Raw genomic sequence first — 18,730 nt, 5'->3', positions numbered from 1 at the left:
GGCAGCCTGGGACAGAAAAGCCTGCCGCGCTCAGGCGCAGCAGGCTATTCGAATGTCGTTAATCGCTCAGCAACTGGGCGGCGGGGGTGATGCCGCCCGGCAGGTATCAGCGGGCCGAAGCGAGCTCTTGTTGGACGCTGGCAACGGTACGTGGCCAAGGTTTACCAGCCTGGACCTTCGCTGGCAAGTTCTTGATTGCCGCAACCGCTGCGTCGCGGTTGGCAAAGTTGCCGTAGGTGACCACGTAGAGTGGCTTGCCCTGCAGGTTTTTCTTGAAGTAGCGATAGTCGCCACCCTGCGCCTTGACGAAGGCCTGGGCCGACGCCTCGGAACTGGTGCCGAGAATCTGCACCACATAGTTGCCTGGCTTCTGGCCAGAGTACCAGCTACTGCTGCCGGTGCCGCCGGCTGCCGGTTTTTCCACCGGCTTGGCGGCTGGCTTGGCGGTAGCGACCTGAGTCGGTGCCGGTGCCGGTGCCGGCTTGGCAGGCGCAACCGGTTTGGCAGGCTGGGTAGCGACAGGCTTCGGTGCTGGCGCAACCGGCTGCACTGGCGCGGTAGCCTGGGCCATGCTCGGCGCCGGGCCGGCAGGCACGCCCTGCGGCGGCGCGATGGTGGTCACGGTAGGCGGGTTGCCAGGCTGCAAGGCGGTATTGCCGGCCGGGCCACCCTCTTCGCCGTCACCCATGCCGGCAGCTTGTGCCAGAGGCTCGCGCATGACCGGCTGGGACTGCCCCACCAGGGGCAGTGGCATCGGCTGCGACTGGCCGGAGAACTCGATGGCCGGGTTGCCATTGTTCGATTGGGCGGCGCCTGGCTGGCCCTCGCCCAACGGCAGCTGAGCCTGGGCCACAGGCGCCTCGGCGGGGGCCTTGTCGCCTTTCTTGGGCATCAGCACCGCAGCACCTACGGCGACCACGACGACAGCGGACAGCGCGAGCACGTGTTTCTTAGGCATTTTGAACCCCATGGATGGTCGCTTGACCGTGGTACGGCTGGCGATCATGGCTTCGATCAAAGTATCGCGGGCGACCTGGTTGATGTTGCCAGGCCATCCGTCGGAGTTTTCATGAATATCGACTAGCTGTTCACGGCTGAACACCTCGATGCCCCGGCCAGCGCCTTCCAGGCGTTGCTCCAGGTACTCGCGGGTTTCTTCCTCGCTGTACGGTGCGAGTTCTATGACGTGGAAGCGCTCTTCCTCGACCTGGATCTCGTCCAACCCGGCAATCAGCGACGGCTCGCCGAACAGGAACACGTGCGGGCGCCCTTCCGGTAGCCCAGCTGCCAGTTCCAGCAACGCTTGGAGTGCCGACTCGTCGAGTTGTTCCGCATCGTCGACCAGCAAATAGACTTCCTGCCCGGTCAGTGCCAGCTGCACCACCTTGTTCAGGATCGCCTGCACTTCAGGCTGGGCCACTTCCAGGGTTTGCGCCACCTGGCCAAGCACACTGGCGGCATCACTGGCGCCGCGGGCAGACACCACCACGCTCAGCACCGACTGCTTGTTGGTACTGGCCACCAGGGCCTGGCGCAACAGGGTCTTGCCGCTGCCCACAGGGCCGGTGACCACCAGCATCAGCTGGCTGTAGCGGGCCAGGTGATGCAACTGACCCAGTACCGGCTTGCGCTGGGCGGGGAAGAACTTGAAGCCGGGCACACGCGGCGCGAACGGATCGTGGCTCAACTGGTAATGTTCGAGGAACGCCTCATCGGCATGCAAACTGGTCATTACGCTGTCACAACCTCAAAGCTGGGCCACGATCGCGCGGTAATCCGCCGACAGCGTGGCCTGAAGAATCTCTTTCGGATAGTCGTCGGTGATCACGGCCTCGCCCAGCTGGCGCAGCAGCACCAACCGCAGGCGGCCATCGAGCACCTTCTTGTCGACCGCCATATGCTCCATGAAATGCGCCGGGGTCATTTCCTGTGGTGGCACCACCGGCAAACCTGCGTCCTGCAGCAGGCGGATTGCGCGATCACGCTCGGCCTGGTCGATCCAGCCCAGGCGCATGGACATTTCCAGGGCCATTACCGTGCCCGCGGCCACGGCTTCGCCGTGCAGCCATACACCGTAGCCCATGTGGGTTTCGATGGCGTGGCCAAAGGTATGGCCCAGGTTCAGCGTGGCACGCACGCCGGACTCACGCTCGTCGGCGCCGACCACGGCAGCCTTGGCAGCGCAGGAGCGGCTGATCGCTTCGGTCAGCGCAGCGGGCTCCAGCGCACGCAGGGCCTGCATATTGTCTTCGAGCCAGGCCAGGAACGGCTTGTCGCAGATCAGGCCGTACTTGATCACTTCAGCCAGGCCTGCCGACAGCTCGCGCGCGGGCAGGGTCTTGAGGCTGGTGGTGTCGATCAGCACCGCGTTGGGCTGGTAGAAGGCACCGACCATGTTCTTGCCCAGCGGGTGGTTGATGCCGGTCTTGCCGCCGACCGAGGAGTCGACCTGGGACAACAGGGTGGTCGGCACCTGGATGAAGTCGACACCACGCTGGTAGCAAGCGGCCGCAAAGCCGGCCATGTCGCCGATCACGCCGCCACCGAGGGCTACCACGGTGGTACGGCGGTCATGCCGCGCCGTCAGCAGGCCGTCGAAGATCAGCTGCAGGGTTTCCCAGTTTTTGTGGGCTTCGCCGTCCGGCAGGATCACCGGCAGCACCGAGTAGGCACCGAGGGTCTTGCTCAGGCGTTCGAGATACAGAGGCGCGACGGTTTCGTTGGAAACGATGGCGACCTGCCGCCCGCGGATATGCGGCGCCAGCAGTTCGGCCTGGTCCAGCAGGCCTTCGCCAATGTAGATCGGGTAGCTACGCTCGCCGAGGTCGACCTTTAGTGTCTGCATGTATCCCCACAATGTACTTGGGCGCGGCGCCGGCTGTGCGACCCGCGCGGTAACGTTGAACCTCGCCTCGGCGCTGGCCGAGAATAGTCCCGGCTTAGCGGGGCGGCAACTGCTGCAGGCGCTCGAGAATATCGAGCACCACCATGCGCGGCGGCCGTTCGTCGGTTTCCACCACCAGGTCGGCGATCTCGCGATAGAGCGGGTCGCGCGCCTCCAGCAAGGCGCGCAGGGTCGCCTCCGGGTTGGCGGTGCGCAACAACGGGCGGTTGCGATCGCGCGCAGTGCGCCCGACCTGCTGCTCCACCGAGGCGTGCAGGTAGATGACCCGGCCACCCGCGTGCAGCGCCTTGCGGTTTTCCGCGCGCATTACCGCGCCGCCGCCGGTCGCCACGACCACGCCATCGAGCGCGCAGAGCTCGGCGATCATCGCCTGCTCGCGGTCACGGAAGCCCGGTTCGCCTTCTTTATCGAAGATCCACGGGATGTTGGCGCCGGTTCGCAGCTCGATTTCCTTGTCGGAATCCTTGAACAGCAGGCGCAGCTCTTTGGCCAACAGGCGCCCGATGGTGCTTTTACCAGCGCCCATAGGCCCTACAAGTATCAAATTTCGCACAGAATCAACGACTCACAGCAATCGCCTGGTCACTCATGATACGCGGAGTCAGGAAGACCAGCAGCTCGGATTTTTTCTCTTGTAATGCATCGCGTCGAAACAGCCGCCCAACATACGGCAGATCGCCGAAAAATGGCACCTTGTCGACCACATTGTTTTGCGTGGTCGAGTAGACGCCACCGATGACTATGGTCTCACCGTCCGCCACACGAACCTTGGCATTGACCTCGTTCTTGCGAATCGGCGGCACGTCGTTCAGGGCATTGACGAAGTCAGGCTCGTCCTTGGTCACCTTGACCGTCATGATGACCTTGCCGCCCGGGGTGATCTGTGGCGTGACCTCCAGCGACAGCGAGGCCTCGCGAAAGGCCACGGAGGTAGCGCCACTCTTGCTGGTTTCCTGGTAGGGTACCTCGGTGCCCTTGAGGATCCTGGCGGTTTCCTTGTCGGCCGTGACCACCTTGGGCTGGGAGATGATTTCCCCGTTGCCGCTCTTTTCCATCGCACTGAGCTCCAGGTCCAGCAGCACTCCGCCACGTAAAAGCCCTATACCGATGCTGGCACCGCCGCGCTCCATGCCCAGGTCGACGAACAGGTCCTTGCCCAATTGCGGCGCTTCTCCGTATAGCTGGCGCCCCCAGCGCACGCCCAGGCCTTTTTCATAGTCGACATTGGCCTCCACGATGCGCGCCTCGATCTCCACCTGCTGTACTGGCACATCGAGCTGAGCGACCAACTGCCGCAACTCGGCCAGGCGATCTGCAGGCTGGTGGGCCACCAACGTGTTGGTGCGCGCGTCGACGCTCAGGCTGCCACGACCGCTCAGAATGCCGTCATCCGCCAGCGTTGCCAGCAGCAGCTCTGCAAGGTCGGAAGCCTTGGCGTGATGGATGGGCAACAGCTCACGTCGCAACGGTTGCAGTTGCGCATCCAGTTCCTGCCCGATACGGGCGCCGCGGGACTGCTCGGCCAATTCGGCGCCAGGCGCCACCAGCAGCACATTGCCCTCCTCGCGCCGCGCCAGCCCCTTGCTGCGAAGGACCAATTCCAACGCCTGATCCCAGGGGACTTCGTGCAGCCGCAAGGTGACATTGCCTTGCACCGTGTCGCTGGCCACCAGGTTGATCCCTGCGTAGTCCGCCAGCACCTGAAGCACCGAGCGCACCTCGACATCCTGAAAATTCAGCGATATGGGCTCACCCCGATAGGGCGTCGCCATGCACCACTGGCTGGGTATCAGGGCCACTGCCATGCACATCAACAGCCATCTCATCACCTTCCCTGGCCTCCCTGTTCACGCTCTTCCTGAGCGTCAGCATTACCGTGCGCTCTCGCCACACGCCCCCTATGAACAGCCGCTCGCGTACCTCCAGCTGTCGCTCGCCGACCTGCACCACAGCCCCACCTTCACGCCCCAGCCGGTCACCGGGGCGCACGCGATACAGGCGCCCTGCCGACACCAGCAACGCTTCTCGCTGCTGCCCCCGTTGCAGGCTGCCGACCATCTGCAACTGTGCCAGCGGGACACTGGCAAGCCCTCCCTGGGCAACACGCGTGGCCCAGGCGGAAAACGGATCGAGCCCCACAGGCAGCACCTCTGCGCGCGCAGGCGAATCGGCCAGGGATACCGGTTCCGGCACTGCGCCGACGGCTTGATAGGCATGGACCCGCATGCCAAGGCGCAACAACCCGGGCTTGCCATCGACAGGTTCCAGCCACAACGCCTCGGCACGCAGCAGGCGCACCTGGCCAAGCCAGTCGTCCAGCCACATTCGCAGCCCCGAATAACGCCCGACGACCTGCATGTCCAATGGTGTCTGCCAGTAGCCGGGCTGCTCAACTTCATCACGCACATCGAGTTGCTCGAAGTGCAAGCCATGCGCATGCCCCGAGGCTGCCAACTGGTCCAGCAAATCGCTCATGCCAGCCCCGGCAGCAAGGCGCCAGCGAGCGTCCTGCAAAAGCCGCTCAGCATCCTCGAGCGCCTCGCGCACTTCAGACAGCGCCAGTGCCTGCGCAGCCTTGGCATCATGATCCTGAAGCAACCGGCTCTGCCTGGTCTGCTCTGCCTCCTGCAACTGCAACCATTGCGGCAGGCGAAACAGACAGCCAAGCCCAAACACAATGAGGCCTGCGGCGCATGGCAGCGCGAAGCGGGCAAACCGCGAGCGCTCGACAAGGGCCAGCCACGCCCCTTGCTGCAACAGAATCACGACCACAACGCCGACAGACGAGCCAGCAACACAAACTCATCGCCACCCGGCTGGCTCCTGAGGCTTTTCAGTTCCAGATCACGCATCACACCAGAGCGCTCAAGCTCACGCATGAGCTGTGCCACGACGGCGCCGGAGGCGGCCATACCGACCATGCGCAACCGTGGGCCTTCCAGCTCGAGCTTGCGCAGCTGAACGCCTTCCGGCAGCGCCCGCTCCAGGTCGGCGAACACGGCAGTCACCAGCCCCTGCTCGGCGCGCAAGCCTGCCAATGCGGCGGCCTGCGCACGCACCACGTCATAGGATTGCCTGATGCGGCCATGCTCGGCCACCTGCGCCTCAAGCACATCGATTGCGGCCTGCTGGCCATTATTGGCAACGGCCTGCTGCCGCACGCGCTGGCGGGCCAGCTGATCCACCAACATCACGGTACATAGCGCCACGACTGCCGCCCCCACCACCATCAGGCGCAAACGCCGGAGCGCAGCCAGGCGCTGCTGCTCGCGCCATGGCATCAGATTCAGACGCAGCATCAGTGCACGCTCCCCATCGCCAGGGCGAAAGCCAAGGCCATGCTGCCGTCACTGCAATCCACGCCCGCCACAGGCGGCAGTGGCCGGCATGGCAAGCCGAGATCCTCACTCATTTGGACGAGCGAGCCTTGCCCGGTCGCCGGAGCGCCGACGACAAGCACTTCTTCCGGCCCCTTCCCTTCAGCGAATACATCGCCGGGCAGACCCGGCACCGCCCCCGCCAGCAACTCCCGCCGCAATGGCAACGTACCGCCAAGCCAGCCATGCAGCGTCGCACCGCCAGGCTCGATGCGCAGCAGCGCTGCTGCATCGTTGGCTTGACGTGGCATCAGCCGGCGCAAGGCAATGCTGTCTACCTCCACGACCTCCAGCTCCAGCCCCGCAGACTCGAATGCCGCGGCCAAAGGCTGCAGTGCGCTCTGGCGACTGGCCGCCACCAGCACATCCTGGCAACCAGGCTGCAGCTGCGAGGCACCCAGCACTTGAAAGTCCAGCGCCAGGTCTTCCAGGGGAAAGGGAAACAGCCGATCCGCCTCCGCCAGCAGTTGTGCCTCCATCTGGCTCGGGGCCTGATGGACAGGCAGCTGGCACAGCTTGCAGATCACTTGCGAGGCTGGCAGTGCCACAGCTGCTCGGCGCTGGCGACTGCCAGACTGCTGAAAAGCACTGCGCAAGGCAGCCACGACTCGCTCAGGGTCCTGCCAGCCGTTACCAGGCGAAATCGGCTCGAATGGCTGAAGTGCCCAGACCAGCTGCTCATAGCGCCCCCTGCGGCGGCGCACCTGTGCAATACGTACGGAGTCAGAGGCGATTTCCACCCCCAGCAGTGAACTGGCATCCTTGCCAAAACGTGCAAACATCACAACTTCCTTGTTACAACCATGAACCGCTCCATTGCCGGGCCTGAACGGCCAGACGGTGCAGCGGGCCGCCTGGCCGGTCACCCGGCGAGGCGAAAAATGCTTATAATGCCCAGCGTTTTTTTCGTCCGCCGGCCCCGTGCGCAATTCACCTCTCAATCTGGACACCGAAAAGCCTTGATACGCCTGCTGAAGTTCTTCTGGTGGTCTTTCGTCGCAGTCATCTGCGCGCTCGTACTCGGTGTGAGCGGTGCGTTTCTGTATCTTAGCCCCAACCTGCCATCGGTCGATTCGCTCAGAAGCATCCAGTTGCAGATCCCCCTGCGGGTGTACAGCAGCGACGGCAAGCTGATTGCCGAGTTCGGCGAAATGCGCCGCTCGCCGATCCGCTTCTCGGAAATTCCCCCACAGTTCATTCAGGCGCTTCTGTCAGCCGAGGACGACAATTTCCTCAATCACTACGGGGTCGACCCAAGCAGCCTGATGCGTGCTGCGACCCAACTGGTGAAGACCGGCCACATCCAGACCGGCGGCAGCACCATCACCATGCAGGTGGCGAAGAACTTCTTCCTCACCAGCGAACGCAGCTTCTCGCGCAAGACCAACGAAATCCTGCTGGCCCTGCAGATCGAGCGCGAACTGACCAAGGACGAGATCCTCGAGCTGTACGTCAACAAGATCTACCTGGGCAACCGTGCCTACGGTATCGATGCTGCCGCGCAGGTCTACTACGGCAAGTCGATCCGTGACGTCAGCCTGGCCCAGATGGCAATGATCGCCGGCCTGCCCAAGGCACCGTCGCGCTTCAACCCGCTGGCCAACCCGGTCCGCGCCAAAGAGCGCCGCGACTGGATCCTCGGCCGCATGTACAAGCTCGGCAAGATCGACGAGGCAAGCTATCAGGCCGCCCTGGCCGAGCCGCTCAATGCCAGCTACCACGTGCCGACTCCTGAAGTGAACGCGCCTTACGTCGCCGAAATGGCCCGCGCCGAGATGGTCGGCCGCTATGGCAGTGACGCCTACACTGAAGGTTTCCGCGTCACCACCACCGTGCCGAGCGACATGCAGGAAATGGCCAACAAAGCCATCCTCACCGGCCTGACCGAATATGACGAGCGCCACGGCTACCGAGGCCCTGAAGCACGCTTCCCAGGCAAGACCCTTGCCGCCTGGCAGCAGGAGCTGAACAAGCAACGCACCCTCGGCGCACTGGAGCCGGCCATCGTCACCCAGGTCGAAAAACATGGCCTCAAGGTATTGACCCGTGACGGCAAGGAAGAAGACGTCGCGTGGGACACCATGAAGTGGGCGCGCCCGTTCATCAACACCAACTCCCAGGGGCGCGCGCCACAAGCGCCGGCCGATGTCGCTCAGGTCGGCGACCTCGTGCGCCTGCAGCGCCTGGACGACGGCAAGCTCAAGTTCAGCCAGGTGCCTGGCGCGCAGAGTGCGCTGGTCACCCTCGACCCATACAACGGCGCCATCCGCGCCCTGGTGGGGGGCTTCTCGTTCGAGCAGAGCAACTACAACCGCGCCATGCAGGCCAAGCGCCAGCCGGGCTCCAGCTTCAAGCCGTTCATCTATAGCGCGGCCCTGGACAGCGGCTACACCGCCTCCAGCCTGGTCAACGATGCACCGATCGTGTTCGTCGACCAATACCTGGACAAGGAATGGCGGCCGAAGAACGACACCAATACCTTCCTGGGCCCGATCCGCCTGCGCGAAGCGCTGTACAAGTCGCGCAACCTGGTATCGATCCGCCTGCTGCAGGCCATGGGTGTGGACCGCACCATCGATTACATCGCCAAGTTCGGCTTCAACAAGCAGGACCTGCCACGCAACCTGTCGCTGGCCTTGGGTACCGCGACCCTGACCCCGATGGAAATCGCCACCGGCTGGAGCACCTTTGCCAACGGCGGCTACAAGGTCAACCCATACCTGATCGACCGCATCGAAAGCCGCAATGGCGAGACGCTGTTCACCGCCAATCCGGCCCGCGTTCCGCAAGGCGCCGAGGACCATGCCGGGCTGGCCGCGCCGGAACAGCCGATCAGCACCGCCGCCCTGCCAGGCGAGGCGCCCTCGGCCCTCGGCCAGATCGCCCCGCCACCGCAGACCCCGGCCATTGCCGAACAGATCGTCGACGGCCGCACCACCTACATTCTCACCAGCATGCTGCAGGACGTGATCAAGCGCGGCACCGGCCGCCGTGCGCTGGCCTTGGGCCGCGATGACCTGGCGGGCAAGACCGGTACCACCAATGAGTCCAAGGACGCCTGGTTCTCCGGCTACAACGCCGACTACGTGACCACCGTGTGGGTCGGTTTCGACCAGCCGGAAAGCCTCGGCCGCCGTGAATACGGCGGCACTGCGGCACTGCCGATCTGGATGAACTTCATGGGTGCGGCCCTGAAGGGCAAGCCAAGCCATGCACCGGCCCAGCCGGAGGGCATCCTCAGCCTGCGGGTTGACCCGGTGAGCGGCCGCGCGGCCTCACCGAGCACGCCTGATGCCTACTTCGAGCTGTTCAAGGCCGAGGATTCGCCGCCTTCGGTGGATGAGCTGGGTAACGGCGCAGCGCCAGGCAGCCCGCTGCCGGCCGATGAAGCGGCGCCAATGGACCTGTTCTGACCTCAGCTTTTGTGTGATGCACAAATCGAGCGCCGCCCACGCGGCGCATCGCGAGCTAACGCTCGCTCCTACGTTTGTTTCGGGCCAGTTATTCCTGGGGGATTCGCGCGCGAACGCCTTGGTACATGGCGCGGTGTCGCGTCGTACCAACAAGGCGGTCGCGCGAGCCTGTCACAGGCGTTACTGGCCAGAAACAAACGTAGGAGCGAGCGTTAGCTCGCGATGCGCCGCGCAGGCGGCGCTCGATCTCCCAGGCGCTAAAACTCTAAACACAAAAAAGCCCCGACTCTCACGAGCCGGGGCTTTTTGTGTCGCTACAGCTGCAATCAGCCGTTGAACACTTCATCCACGCTGTTCAGCGGGTAGTGCTTCGGATACGGCAGGGTAGCCACGCCGGATTCGATGGCAGCCTTGGCCACCGCGTCGGAAACGACGGTGATCAGACGAGCGTCCAGCGGCTTCGGAATGATGTACTCGCGACCGAACTCCAGGCCTTCAACGCCGTAGGCTTCGCAGACTTCCTTCGGTACCGGCAGCTTGGCCAGGTCTTTCAGGGCGATGGCGGCGGCGATCTTCATTTCTTCGTTGATGCGCTTGGCGCGAACGTCCAGGGCACCGCGGAAGATGAACGGGAAGCCCAGCACGTTGTTGACCTGGTTCGGGTAGTCGGAACGACCGGTGGCCATGATCACGTCGCTGCGAGTGGCGTGAGCCAGCTCTGGGGAGATTTCCGGGTCCGGGTTCGAGCAGGCGAACACGATCGGGTTGGCCGCCATCGACTTCAGGCCTTCCGGGCTCAGCAGGTTCGGGCCGGACAGACCAACGAACACGTCTGCACCGTCCAGGGCGTCAGCCAGGGTGCGCTTGTCGGTCGCGTGGGCGAACTGAGCCTTGTACTGGTTCAGGTCGTCGCGGCCAGCGTGGATCACGCCGCTGCGGTCGATCATGAAGATGTTCTCGACCTTGGCACCCATGCTGACCAGCAGCTTCATGCAGGAGATCGCGGCAGCGCCAGCACCCAGGCAGACGATCTTGGCGTCTTCCAGCTTCTTGCCGGCGATTTCCAGGGCGTTGATCATGCCGGCCGCGGTAACGATCGCGGTACCGTGCTGATCATCGTGGAACACCGGAATGTCGCACTGCTCGATCAGGGTGCGCTCGATTTCGAAGCACTCTGGGGCCTTGATGTCTTCGAGGTTGATGCCACCGAAGGTGATCGAGATGCGCTTGACGGTGTCGATGAACGCCTGCGGGCTTTCCGAGTCGACTTCGATGTCGAACACGTCGATACCGGCAAAACGCTTGAACAGAACGCCCTTGCCTTCCATCACTGGCTTGGAAGCCAGTGGGCCGAGGTCACCCAGACCGAGGATGGCGGTGCCATCGGAAATGACCGCGACCAGGTTGCCCTTGCCGGTGTATTTGTAGGCCAGCTCTGGATCACGGCCGATTTCGCGCACGGGCTCTGCAACACCTGGGCTGTAGGCCAGGGCGAGATCGCGGGCGGTGGCGGTGGGCTTGGAGAGCTCGACGCTCAGTTTCCCCGGACGAGGTTGAGCGTGGTATTCGAGAGCGGCGGTTTTCAGGTCTGACATGGTGGGCATTCCGCTATTTACTGTTCTGACGGACCGCCGAGGATACGCAAAGAGCCGGGGAGCCACAAGACTGGTCAGTCACTTGTGTCAAGGCCTTTGGCCTACGACTTTAAGCTATCACGCACGGGGGCATTCGACTAACAGTGTGTACAATCTGACATCGAACTGTCTACATCTTTTCAGCCTCAAGTGCGCTCCAACATGGCCGGATCGGTCAACGGCAACACCCAGCGTCGCTGCCCTGGCTTGAGCCCGCCCTTGCGGGAACGATCCAGCACCCAGCCGCGCGCCTCGACCTGGCGTCCCTTGAGGTTAACGAAGAAGCTGTCAGGGAAGGTGCGTTGCAGACGAGCGGGAATCTGCAGCACCACGGTGTCGTCCAGCTCCAGCCAGATACCGCCACGATTGCGCTGGATGCCACGGATGGTGCCAGCGACCACGGCAAAGCCTGATTGCTTCACGTTTGCCGCCTTGAGCACTGGCGAGCTGCGCCACAGGCCCGCCTGCGCTGCGCGCGCCACCCGCTCGGCCGCTTGCTGGCAGCCCGCCAGGCGCACATTGGGGGCGATTGCTACGTGATAGCCAAGCCCTTCACTGAGCAGCTGCGCCTCAAGATTGTCGCCATTGCGATCATAGATGTGCGCCAGGGTGCGGCCGTACTTGTCCTTGCGCTCGACACCCGGCACCAACCCGACGCGCCCATCACTGGCCTTGACCAATGCCTGCAGGCGCCGCCTGGCAGCCTCGGCGTAAGGTTCACTGGTGCGTCCCTTGCGCCCGATTTCAGGGGCATTGATGCCGATCATGCGCACACTGCGACCGTCGGTCAGGCGCAGCGTGTCGCCATCCACCACCTGGCGCACCGCCACCGGCTGCGGTTGCTCCGGCAACGGGCACAACGCCAGGGCGGGGAGCTGCCAGATCGCGCCCACAAAAAAGGCGCCCACAAGGGGCGCCTTATTCAGCAACAACGCGAAGCCCGAAGGATTCGCCATGCGCATGATTACTTCTTGGTACCGAACATACCGAAGCGATCGGCGAACTTCTGTACGCGACCACCGGTGTCCAGGACTTTCTGCTTACCGGTGTAGAACGGGTGGCACAGGTTGCAAACGTCGATCGCCAGGGTGTTGCCCAGGGTCGAACGAGTTTCGAACTTGTTACCGCAGCTGCAGGTGACTGCAACTACTTCGTAGTTCGGGTGGATACCTTCTTTCATGGTCACTTCCTCGAGCTGCGTGCCGCCACCCAACACCTATTGTTGAATACCGCACGTAATTAGGCGGCGAATAATACCAGAGCATCGCGCCAACGCAAGTTGTCGCTTGCACCGACCGTCGTCTGCTAGGCTCGCCAGTCTTTGAAACGCCCTCCGAGATCTGCCGCGTGCCCGACGTCATCCTGCGCCTTGCCCTGCCCTCCCCGTTGCGCCGCCTGTTCGATTACAAGGCGCCAGCGAACATGGCGCGCCAGGTACTGACCCCAGGCATGCGCATCCGCGTACCTTTCGGGCGCCGCGAGATGATCGGCGTGCTGGTGGAAGTGTGCGAGCAGAGCGAAGTGCCTGCCGACAAGCTCAAGCCCGCCAGTGCCTTGCTCGACCCGGTTTCACCGATCCCGCCAGCGCTGTTCAAGCTGTGCCTGTGGACCGCCCAGTATTACCAGCACAGCCTCGGCGACACCCTGAGCTGGGCGCTCCCCACGCTGCTGCGCCAGGGCGAACCTGCCGAAATGCGCCAGGAACGCTTCTGGCACGTGGCCCCTGGCGCACGCCTGGAGGACCCACGCATCGCCCGCGCCCCGCGCCAGCGCGACGCGCTCAAGACCCTGGCCCAGCACCCGCATGGCGTGGCGCACAGCCTGCTGAGCAATCTCAACCTGAACAAGGACAGCCTCGACCTGCTGCTGGCCAAAGAGCTGGTACAGCTGGAAGTACGCCGCCACCTGCCGGCGCATCGCCATGAGCACTGGCTGGCGCAGCCGGAACTGCCCCTCAACGATGAACAACGCGAGGCCTTCGACGCCGTGCGCGAGGGCTTTGGCGGCTTCGGCGCCTTCCTGCTGGCCGGTGTCACCGGCAGCGGCAAGACCGAGGTGTACCTGCAACTGATCCGCGAAACCCTGGAAGCCGGCAAGCAGGCGCTGGTGCTGATCCCCGAGATCAACCTCGGCCCGCAGACCCTGGCGCGCTTCGAGCAACGCTTCAACGCTCGCATCGCCCTGCTGCATTCGGCCGTGAATGACCGCGAGCGCCTCGATGCCTGGCTGGCCGCCCGCGACGGCGAGGCCGACATCATCATCGGCACGCGCTCGGCGCTGTTCACGCCGATGAAGAACCCCGGCCTGATCATCATCGACGAAGAGCACGACGGCTCTTACAAACAACAGGAAGGCCTGCGCTACCACGCCCGCGACCTGGCACTGGTGCGCGCCCACCAGGAGAACATCCCGATCCTGCTCGGCTCCGCCACACCGTCGCTGGAAACCCTGCACAACGCGCTCACCGGCCGCTATCGCCTGCTGCGCATGAACCAGCGCGCCGGTGGCGCCCGCCCACCGCGCATGCTGCGCCTGGATGTGAAAAGCCTGCCGCTGGACAGCGGCATCAGCGGCCCGTTGCAACAGGCCATCCGTCAGACCCTGGAGGCCGGCCAGCAGGTCCTGGTGTTCCTCAACCGCCGCGGCTTCGCCCCGACCTTGCTGTGCCATGACTGTGGCTGGCTGTCCGAATGCCCACGCTGCGATGCCCGCATGACCGTGCACCAGCGCTCTGGCGTGCTGCGCTGCCACCACTGCGGCTACGACGAGCGCCTGCCGCAGCAGTGTCCGCAGTGCAATCACGTCGACCTGCGGCCCGTTGGCGCCGGCACCGAACGCGCCGAAGAACGCCTGAAAGTACTCTTCCCGGATTACCCGATCCTGCGCGTGGACCGCGACAGCACGGCGCGCAAGGACGCCATGCACACCTTGTTCAGCACCATCCAGCGCGGCCAGCCGAGCATCCTCGTCGGCACCCAGATGCTGGCCAAGGGGCACCATTTCCCGCGGGTGACCTTGGTTGCCATCCTCGATGCCGATGGCGGGCTGTTTTCCGGCGACTTCCGCGCCAGCGAGCGCATGGCCCAGCTGATCGTCCAGGTCGCTGGCCGCGCCGGGCGCGCCGAAGAGCCCGGCAAGGTGATCATCCAGACCCACCTGGCGGACCACCCGCTGCTGGTGCAACTGACCGAACAGGGTTATTTCGCCTTCGCCGAGCAAGCCTTGGACGAACGCCGCAACGCCGGGCTGCCACCGTTCTCCCACCTGGCCCTGCTGCGCGCCGAAGCGCACAAGCCCGGCCAAGCTGAAGGCTTCCTCGACGAAGCCTGCGCCGCCGCCGAGCGGCTGGTCGCCGAACAGCACCTGCCCGGCATCGAACTGCTGGGGCCGGTACCTGCGCCGATGGAGCGTCGCGCCGGGCGTTTCCGGGCGCAATTATTGATTCAGGCCAACACCCGAGCCCCCTTGCATCGACTGATCAGCGCCTGGTTGCTAGTGTTGGAGCAACTGCCGAGCGGGCGCCAGGTACGCTGGTCACTGGATGTCGACCCGGTTGACCTTTATTAAGCTTCTGCCCCAAAGGTTGGCAACCCGCCCCCGGCAACGGATAATGCCCAGTTTTTCCACCTGCGCATCCAGGCGCTCCACCGCGCTTGCGGTCGAAAAGAGATCCCCATGAAAGACACCATTCGCCAGCTGCTCCAGCAAGCCCTCACCCAACTCGTCACCGACGGTGTGCTGCCTGAAGGGCTGTCGCCGGCGATCCAGGTGGAAAACGCCCGGGACAAGACCCACGGCGACTTCGCCAGCAACATCGCCATGATGCTGGCCAAGCCGGCCGGCATGAAGCCGCGCGACCTGGCCGAGAAACTGATCAATGCGCTGCCGGCCAGCGCCGACATCAGCAAGGTCGAGATCGCCGGCCCAGGCTTCCTGAACTTCTTCCAGAACACCGACGCCCTGGCCAACCGCCTGGACGCCGCGCTGGCCGACGCCCACCTCGGTGCGCGCAAGGCGGGCCCTGCGCAGAAGGTGGTGATCGACATGTCGGCACCGAACCTGGCCAAGGAGATGCACGTAGGCCACCTGCGTTCGACCATCATCGGTGACAGCGTCGCCCGTGTGCTGGAGTTCCTTGGCGACGAGGTGATCCGCCAGAACCACGTCGGCGACTGGGGCACCCAGTTCGGCATGCTGCTGGCCTACCTGGAAGAAAACCCGATCACCAGCGACGAGCTGTCGGACCTGGAGAACTTCTACCGCGCCGCCAAAAAGCGTTTTGACGAGTCCGAAGAGTTCGCCACCCGCGCCCGCGGCCTGGTGGTCAAGCTGCAGGCCGGCGACCCGGAGTGCATGGCGCTGTGGACGCGCTTCAAGGACATCTCGCTGTCGCACTGCCAGAAGACCTACGAGCTGCTCAACGTCAAGCTGACCATGGCCGACGTGATGGGCGAAAGCGCCTACAACGCCGACCTGGCCAACGTGGTCGCCGACCTCAAGGCCAAGGGCCTGCTGGTCGAGGACCAGGGCGCGCAGTGCGTATTCCTCGAAGAATTCAAGAACAGCGAAGGCGAGCCACTGCCGGTGATCGTGCAGAAGGCTGACGGTGGCTACCTGTACGCTACCACCGACCTGGCCGCCGTGCGCTACCGCAGCAACGTGCTCAAGGCCGACCGCGCCCTGTACTTCGTCGACCAGCGCCAGGCCCTGCACTTCAACCAGGTGTTCGAAGTGGCCCGTCGTGCCGGCTTCGTCGGCCACCCGATGCAAATGGAGCACATGGGCTTCGGCACCATGAACGGCGCCGACGGCCGCCCGTTCAAGACCCGCGACGGCGGCACCGTGAAGCTGATCGACCTGCTCACCGAGGCCAAGGAACGCGCCTACGCGCTGGTCAAGGAAAAGAACCCGAGCCTGGCCGAAGACGAACTGCGCCACATCGGTGAAGTGGTGGGTATCGGCGCAGTGAAATATGCCGACCTGTCCAAACACCGCACCAGCGACTACAGCTTCAACTTCGAACTGATGCTCAACTTCGAAGGCAACACTGCGCCTTACCTGCTGTATGCCTATACCCGCGTGGCTGGCGTGTTCCGCAAGCTGGGCAAGGGCTTCGACGAAGTCGAAGGCAACATCGTGCTGCAAGCCGCTCACGAGCAGGACCTGGCCGCGCGCCTGGCCCAATTTGGCGAGATCCTCAACAGCGTCGCCGACAAAGGCACACCGCACGTGCTGTGCAGCTACCTGTACGACCTTGCTGGCCTGTTCTCGAGCTTCTACGAGAACTGCCCGATCCTCGCAGCCGAAACCCCGGAACAGCAGCAGAGCCGCCTGCGCCTGGCTGCCCTGACCGGCCGCACCCTCAAGCAAGGTCTGGAGCTGCTCGGCCTGGAAACCCTGGAGCGCATGTAAGTTGGCTGCCAAGAAAAAACCAGCCCCCAAACGCGGCGCCAGCCGTCAGACGGCCCCAGCCAAGCAGCCGATCCCAGGCTGGGTATGGCTGGCGGTCGGCCTGACGGTCGGTGCATTCATCGTCTTCCTGATGAAGCTCGAACCCGGTGGCGGTGACATCAAGCGCACCAAGCCCGAACAGCAGAAGCCGGAGAAAGTGGCCGAGGCCAGCAAGTCGGCCACACCGGCAACGCCACAGCCGCCGGTGAAGCCGAAGTACGACTTCTACACGCTGCTGCCAGAGTCCGAGGTGATCGTGCCGCCTGAGGCCGTGCCGGAGAAGACGCCGCCAGTACCCGCACAGCCAGTGACCCCGGTCACCCCGGCAGAAGCCGCGAAGATCGATACCGCGCGCGCCCAGGCCGCGCTGCTGGGGCAGACACCGCCACCAGCGCCACCGGTGATCAAGCCGGCGGCGACCACGCAGTACTTCCTGCAGGCCGGTTCGTTCCGCAAGCAGGCTGATGCCGACAAGGTCCGCGCGCAGATCATCCTGCTCGGCCAGGTGGTCAAGGTCGAGTCGGGCACCGTCAAGGAAGAGACCTGGTACCGCGTACTGGTCGGCCCGTTCAGCAACCGCGAGCAGCTGACCGTGGCGCAGAAGCAGCTGGCGGGGGCCGGGTTCAGCAACCTGCTGCTGCAGCAGCGACAGACCCGCCAGTAACGAGAAAGGCCTTGCCGCACAGCGCGACAAGGCCTTTTTTTGTGGGCGCCTGTCGCCCTATCGGCTGCGGCTGTTGGCTTCGGAAACCTGGCTGTTCAAGGTCCAGAAGTCATACAGCACACCCACCAGGAACAAGCCGCCGGTGAAGAAGTAGATGATCGCCGAGATCCACTTGCCCTGGTACAGGCGGTGCACACCAAAAATGCCCAGGAAGGTCAGCAGGATCCAGGCAATGTTGTAGTCGATACGGCCGGACTGGAAGCGCATGTCCGCCTCGCGGTCCATCGACGGGATCAGGAACAGGTCGATCAGCCAGCCAATGCCGAGCAGGCCCAAGGTGAAGAACCAGATCGTGCCGGTGATCGGCTTGCCGTAGTAGAACCGATGCGAGCCGGTGAAGCCGAAGATCCACAGCAGGTAGCCGATGACCTTGCTGTGGGTGTCGTGATACGGCGCCCCCTGTTGATAACTGTTCATTCATAGCCCTCTTGGGTTATCCGAAAATTTTCTAAATAAAAATGTGACTTTTCCGCCGCAGGCCGACGTACGGCACCATGACAATCGACCAACGGCCCTGAAACGGAGCAAAAAGCTGTTATAAAGTTGCGCGCCAAACACATAAACATTCATAAGAGCTTCATCTATGCCGCCTTTATTCAAGACATGGCTGACCCTCTGCCTATTATTGCCCCTGGCCGCCCACGCCACCAATCGTGAGCAACGTCTTCCCAATGGTTTCACCGGCTATACCAGCAATGCCTCGGTGAAACACGCGCCCGTCAAGCAGACCACGCTGCACGCACGCTCGAGCTATTCGAGCAAGGGCCACAACCTGCCTGCCGTTGCGGCGATGTCGCCGAAGCAGAGCAGCGATGTGCTCAGCCGCGCGGTCAACGTGCTCGGTACCCCTTATGTTTGGGGCGGCAGCAACCCGAAAAAAGGGTTCGACTGCAGTGGGCTGGTCAAGTACGCCTTCAACGACGTGGCAGACGTCGACCTGCCGCGTACCTCCAACGCCATGGCCCAGGGCCACGGCGTGAAGGTGGCCAAGAGCGACCTCAAGCCAGGCGACCTGATCTTCTTCAACATCAAGAGCCGTCGGGTCAACCACGTTGCCATCTACCTGGGTAACGACCGCTTCATCCATGCGCCACGTACCGGCAAGCGGGTAAGCATCGACAGCCTGAGCAAGCCGTACTGGCAGCAGCACTATGTGGTTGCCAAGCGAGTGCTGCCGAAAGAGCAGCAACAGCTGAGCCTGGCCAAGCGCTAGATCGGCATAGGGT

16 protein-coding genes are annotated in these 18,730 nt (G+C 63.9%); 5 read left to right on the top strand and 11 right to left on the bottom strand.

All coding sequences use genetic code 11. The features are described 5' to 3' along the window. Positions 1-106: 106 nt before the first annotated feature. From OCX61_RS01565 to pilM, 7 genes are all read right to left on the bottom strand, one after another. Positions 107-1,732 carry an AAA family ATPase gene (locus OCX61_RS01565; RefSeq protein WP_261942329.1) on the bottom strand — a complete coding sequence of 542 codons (1,626 nt, stop codon included), beginning with the start codon at positions 1,730-1,732 and terminating at the stop codon, positions 107-109. 15 nt (positions 1,733-1,747) lie between these two features. Next, positions 1,748-2,845, bottom strand: coding sequence for a 3-dehydroquinate synthase (gene aroB, locus OCX61_RS01560; RefSeq protein ID WP_085677950.1), 1,098 nt, complete (start codon positions 2,843-2,845; stop codon positions 1,748-1,750). 94 nt (positions 2,846-2,939) lie between these two features. Then, positions 2,940-3,458: a shikimate kinase AroK gene (aroK, locus tag OCX61_RS01555; RefSeq protein ID WP_261942328.1), complete on the bottom strand. Its 519-nt coding sequence runs from the start codon at positions 3,456-3,458 to the stop codon at positions 2,940-2,942. Between the two features lie 4 nt (positions 3,459-3,462). Further along, positions 3,463-4,731, bottom strand: coding sequence for a type IV pilus secretin PilQ (locus OCX61_RS01550; protein WP_261942327.1), 1,269 nt, complete (start codon positions 4,729-4,731; stop codon positions 3,463-3,465). Then, positions 4,655-5,671, bottom strand: a complete 1,017-nt coding sequence (locus OCX61_RS01545; protein ID WP_261942326.1) for a pilus assembly protein PilP — start codon at positions 5,669-5,671, stop codon at positions 4,655-4,657. The genes OCX61_RS01550 and OCX61_RS01545 overlap by 77 nt, the downstream gene beginning before the upstream one ends. After that, positions 5,668-6,204 carry a PilN domain-containing protein gene (locus tag OCX61_RS01540; RefSeq protein ID WP_261942325.1) on the bottom strand — a complete coding sequence of 179 codons (537 nt, stop codon included), beginning with the start codon at positions 6,202-6,204 and terminating at the stop codon, positions 5,668-5,670. The genes OCX61_RS01545 and OCX61_RS01540 overlap by 4 nt, the downstream gene beginning before the upstream one ends. Then, positions 6,204-7,064: a type IV pilus biogenesis protein PilM gene (gene pilM, locus OCX61_RS01535; RefSeq protein ID WP_261944254.1), complete on the bottom strand. Its 861-nt coding sequence runs from the start codon at positions 7,062-7,064 to the stop codon at positions 6,204-6,206. The genes OCX61_RS01540 and pilM overlap by 1 nt, the downstream gene beginning before the upstream one ends. Positions 7,065-7,241: 177 nt before the next feature. On the opposite strand from pilM, the gene OCX61_RS01530 reads away from it, so the two are divergent. After that, positions 7,242-9,695: a penicillin-binding protein 1A gene (locus OCX61_RS01530; protein WP_261942324.1), complete on the top strand. Its 2,454-nt coding sequence runs from the start codon at positions 7,242-7,244 to the stop codon at positions 9,693-9,695. Between the two features lie 326 nt (positions 9,696-10,021). On the opposite strand, the gene OCX61_RS01525 is transcribed toward OCX61_RS01530, so the two are convergent. From OCX61_RS01525 to rpmE, 3 genes are all read right to left on the bottom strand, one after another. Then, entirely contained in the window at positions 10,022-11,290 is a 1,269-nt protein-coding gene (locus tag OCX61_RS01525) for a malic enzyme-like NAD(P)-binding protein (RefSeq protein ID WP_085677944.1), read from the bottom strand. Between the two features lie 185 nt (positions 11,291-11,475). Continuing rightward, positions 11,476-12,291, bottom strand: a complete 816-nt coding sequence (locus OCX61_RS01520; protein WP_261942323.1) for a thermonuclease family protein — start codon at positions 12,289-12,291, stop codon at positions 11,476-11,478. A gap of 2 nt (positions 12,292-12,293) precedes the next feature. Continuing rightward, positions 12,294-12,509 carry a 50S ribosomal protein L31 gene (gene rpmE / locus OCX61_RS01515; RefSeq protein ID WP_027920990.1) on the bottom strand — a complete coding sequence of 72 codons (216 nt, stop codon included), beginning with the start codon at positions 12,507-12,509 and terminating at the stop codon, positions 12,294-12,296. Between the two features lie 167 nt (positions 12,510-12,676). On the opposite strand from rpmE, the gene OCX61_RS01510 reads away from it, so the two are divergent. The 3 genes from OCX61_RS01510 to OCX61_RS01500 all read left to right on the top strand — a co-directional run bounded on the left by OCX61_RS01510 (position 12,677) and on the right by OCX61_RS01500 (position 17,444). Continuing rightward, positions 12,677-14,896: a primosomal protein N' gene (locus tag OCX61_RS01510; RefSeq protein ID WP_261942322.1), complete on the top strand. Its 2,220-nt coding sequence runs from the start codon at positions 12,677-12,679 to the stop codon at positions 14,894-14,896. Positions 14,897-15,004: 108 nt separating this feature from the next. After that, a complete protein-coding gene (gene argS, locus OCX61_RS01505; protein WP_261942321.1) occupies positions 15,005-16,741 on the top strand; it encodes an arginine--tRNA ligase in 1,737 nt (578 codons plus the stop codon). A 1-nt stretch (position 16,742) separates the two neighbouring features. Next, entirely contained in the window at positions 16,743-17,444 is a 702-nt protein-coding gene (locus OCX61_RS01500; RefSeq protein WP_054884218.1) for an SPOR domain-containing protein, read from the top strand. Positions 17,445-17,501: 57 nt separating this feature from the next. Here OCX61_RS01500 and OCX61_RS01495 read toward each other — a convergent pair whose 3' ends face one another. Next, positions 17,502-17,921 carry an NINE protein gene (locus tag OCX61_RS01495; protein WP_261942320.1) on the bottom strand — a complete coding sequence of 140 codons (420 nt, stop codon included), beginning with the start codon at positions 17,919-17,921 and terminating at the stop codon, positions 17,502-17,504. A gap of 166 nt (positions 17,922-18,087) precedes the next feature. Here OCX61_RS01495 and OCX61_RS01490 point away from each other — a divergent pair, with 166 nt between their 5' ends. After that, positions 18,088-18,717, top strand: a complete 630-nt coding sequence (locus OCX61_RS01490) for a C40 family peptidase (protein WP_261942319.1) — start codon at positions 18,088-18,090, stop codon at positions 18,715-18,717. Positions 18,718-18,730: the final 13 nt, after the last annotated feature.

It is taken from the genome of Pseudomonas sp. LRP2-20, assembly GCF_024349685.1.
Classification (GTDB): Bacteria; Pseudomonadota; Gammaproteobacteria; order Pseudomonadales; family Pseudomonadaceae; genus Aquipseudomonas.
This window is presented reverse-complemented; position numbering and strand designations above follow the sequence as displayed.

What these genes read in the sequence shown, in the direction of transcription:
- OCX61_RS01540 (WP_261942325.1), bottom strand. Translation starts at nt 6,204, where the DNA reads ATGCTGCGTCTGAATCTGATGCCATGGCGCGAGCAGCAGCGCCTGGCT.
- OCX61_RS01565 (WP_261942329.1), bottom strand. Translation starts at nt 1,732, where the DNA reads ATGACCAGTTTGCATGCCGATGAGGCGTTCCTCGAACATTACCAGTTG.
- aroB (WP_085677950.1), bottom strand. Translation starts at nt 2,845, where the DNA reads ATGCAGACACTAAAGGTCGACCTCGGCGAGCGTAGCTACCCGATCTAC.
- OCX61_RS01550 (WP_261942327.1), bottom strand. Translation starts at nt 4,731, where the DNA reads ATGAGATGGCTGTTGATGTGCATGGCAGTGGCCCTGATACCCAGCCAG.
- argS (WP_261942321.1), top strand. Translation starts at nt 15,005, where the DNA reads ATGAAAGACACCATTCGCCAGCTGCTCCAGCAAGCCCTCACCCAACTC.
- OCX61_RS01520 (WP_261942323.1), bottom strand. Translation starts at nt 12,291, where the DNA reads ATGCGCATGGCGAATCCTTCGGGCTTCGCGTTGTTGCTGAATAAGGCG.
- OCX61_RS01525 (WP_085677944.1), bottom strand. Translation starts at nt 11,290, where the DNA reads ATGTCAGACCTGAAAACCGCCGCTCTCGAATACCACGCTCAACCTCGT.
- OCX61_RS01495 (WP_261942320.1), bottom strand. Translation starts at nt 17,921, where the DNA reads ATGAACAGTTATCAACAGGGGGCGCCGTATCACGACACCCACAGCAAG.
- pilM (WP_261944254.1), bottom strand. Translation starts at nt 7,064, where the DNA reads ATGTTTGCACGTTTTGGCAAGGATGCCAGTTCACTGCTGGGGGTGGAA.
- OCX61_RS01490 (WP_261942319.1), top strand. Translation starts at nt 18,088, where the DNA reads ATGCCGCCTTTATTCAAGACATGGCTGACCCTCTGCCTATTATTGCCC.
- rpmE (WP_027920990.1), bottom strand. Translation starts at nt 12,509, where the DNA reads ATGAAAGAAGGTATCCACCCGAACTACGAAGTAGTTGCAGTCACCTGC.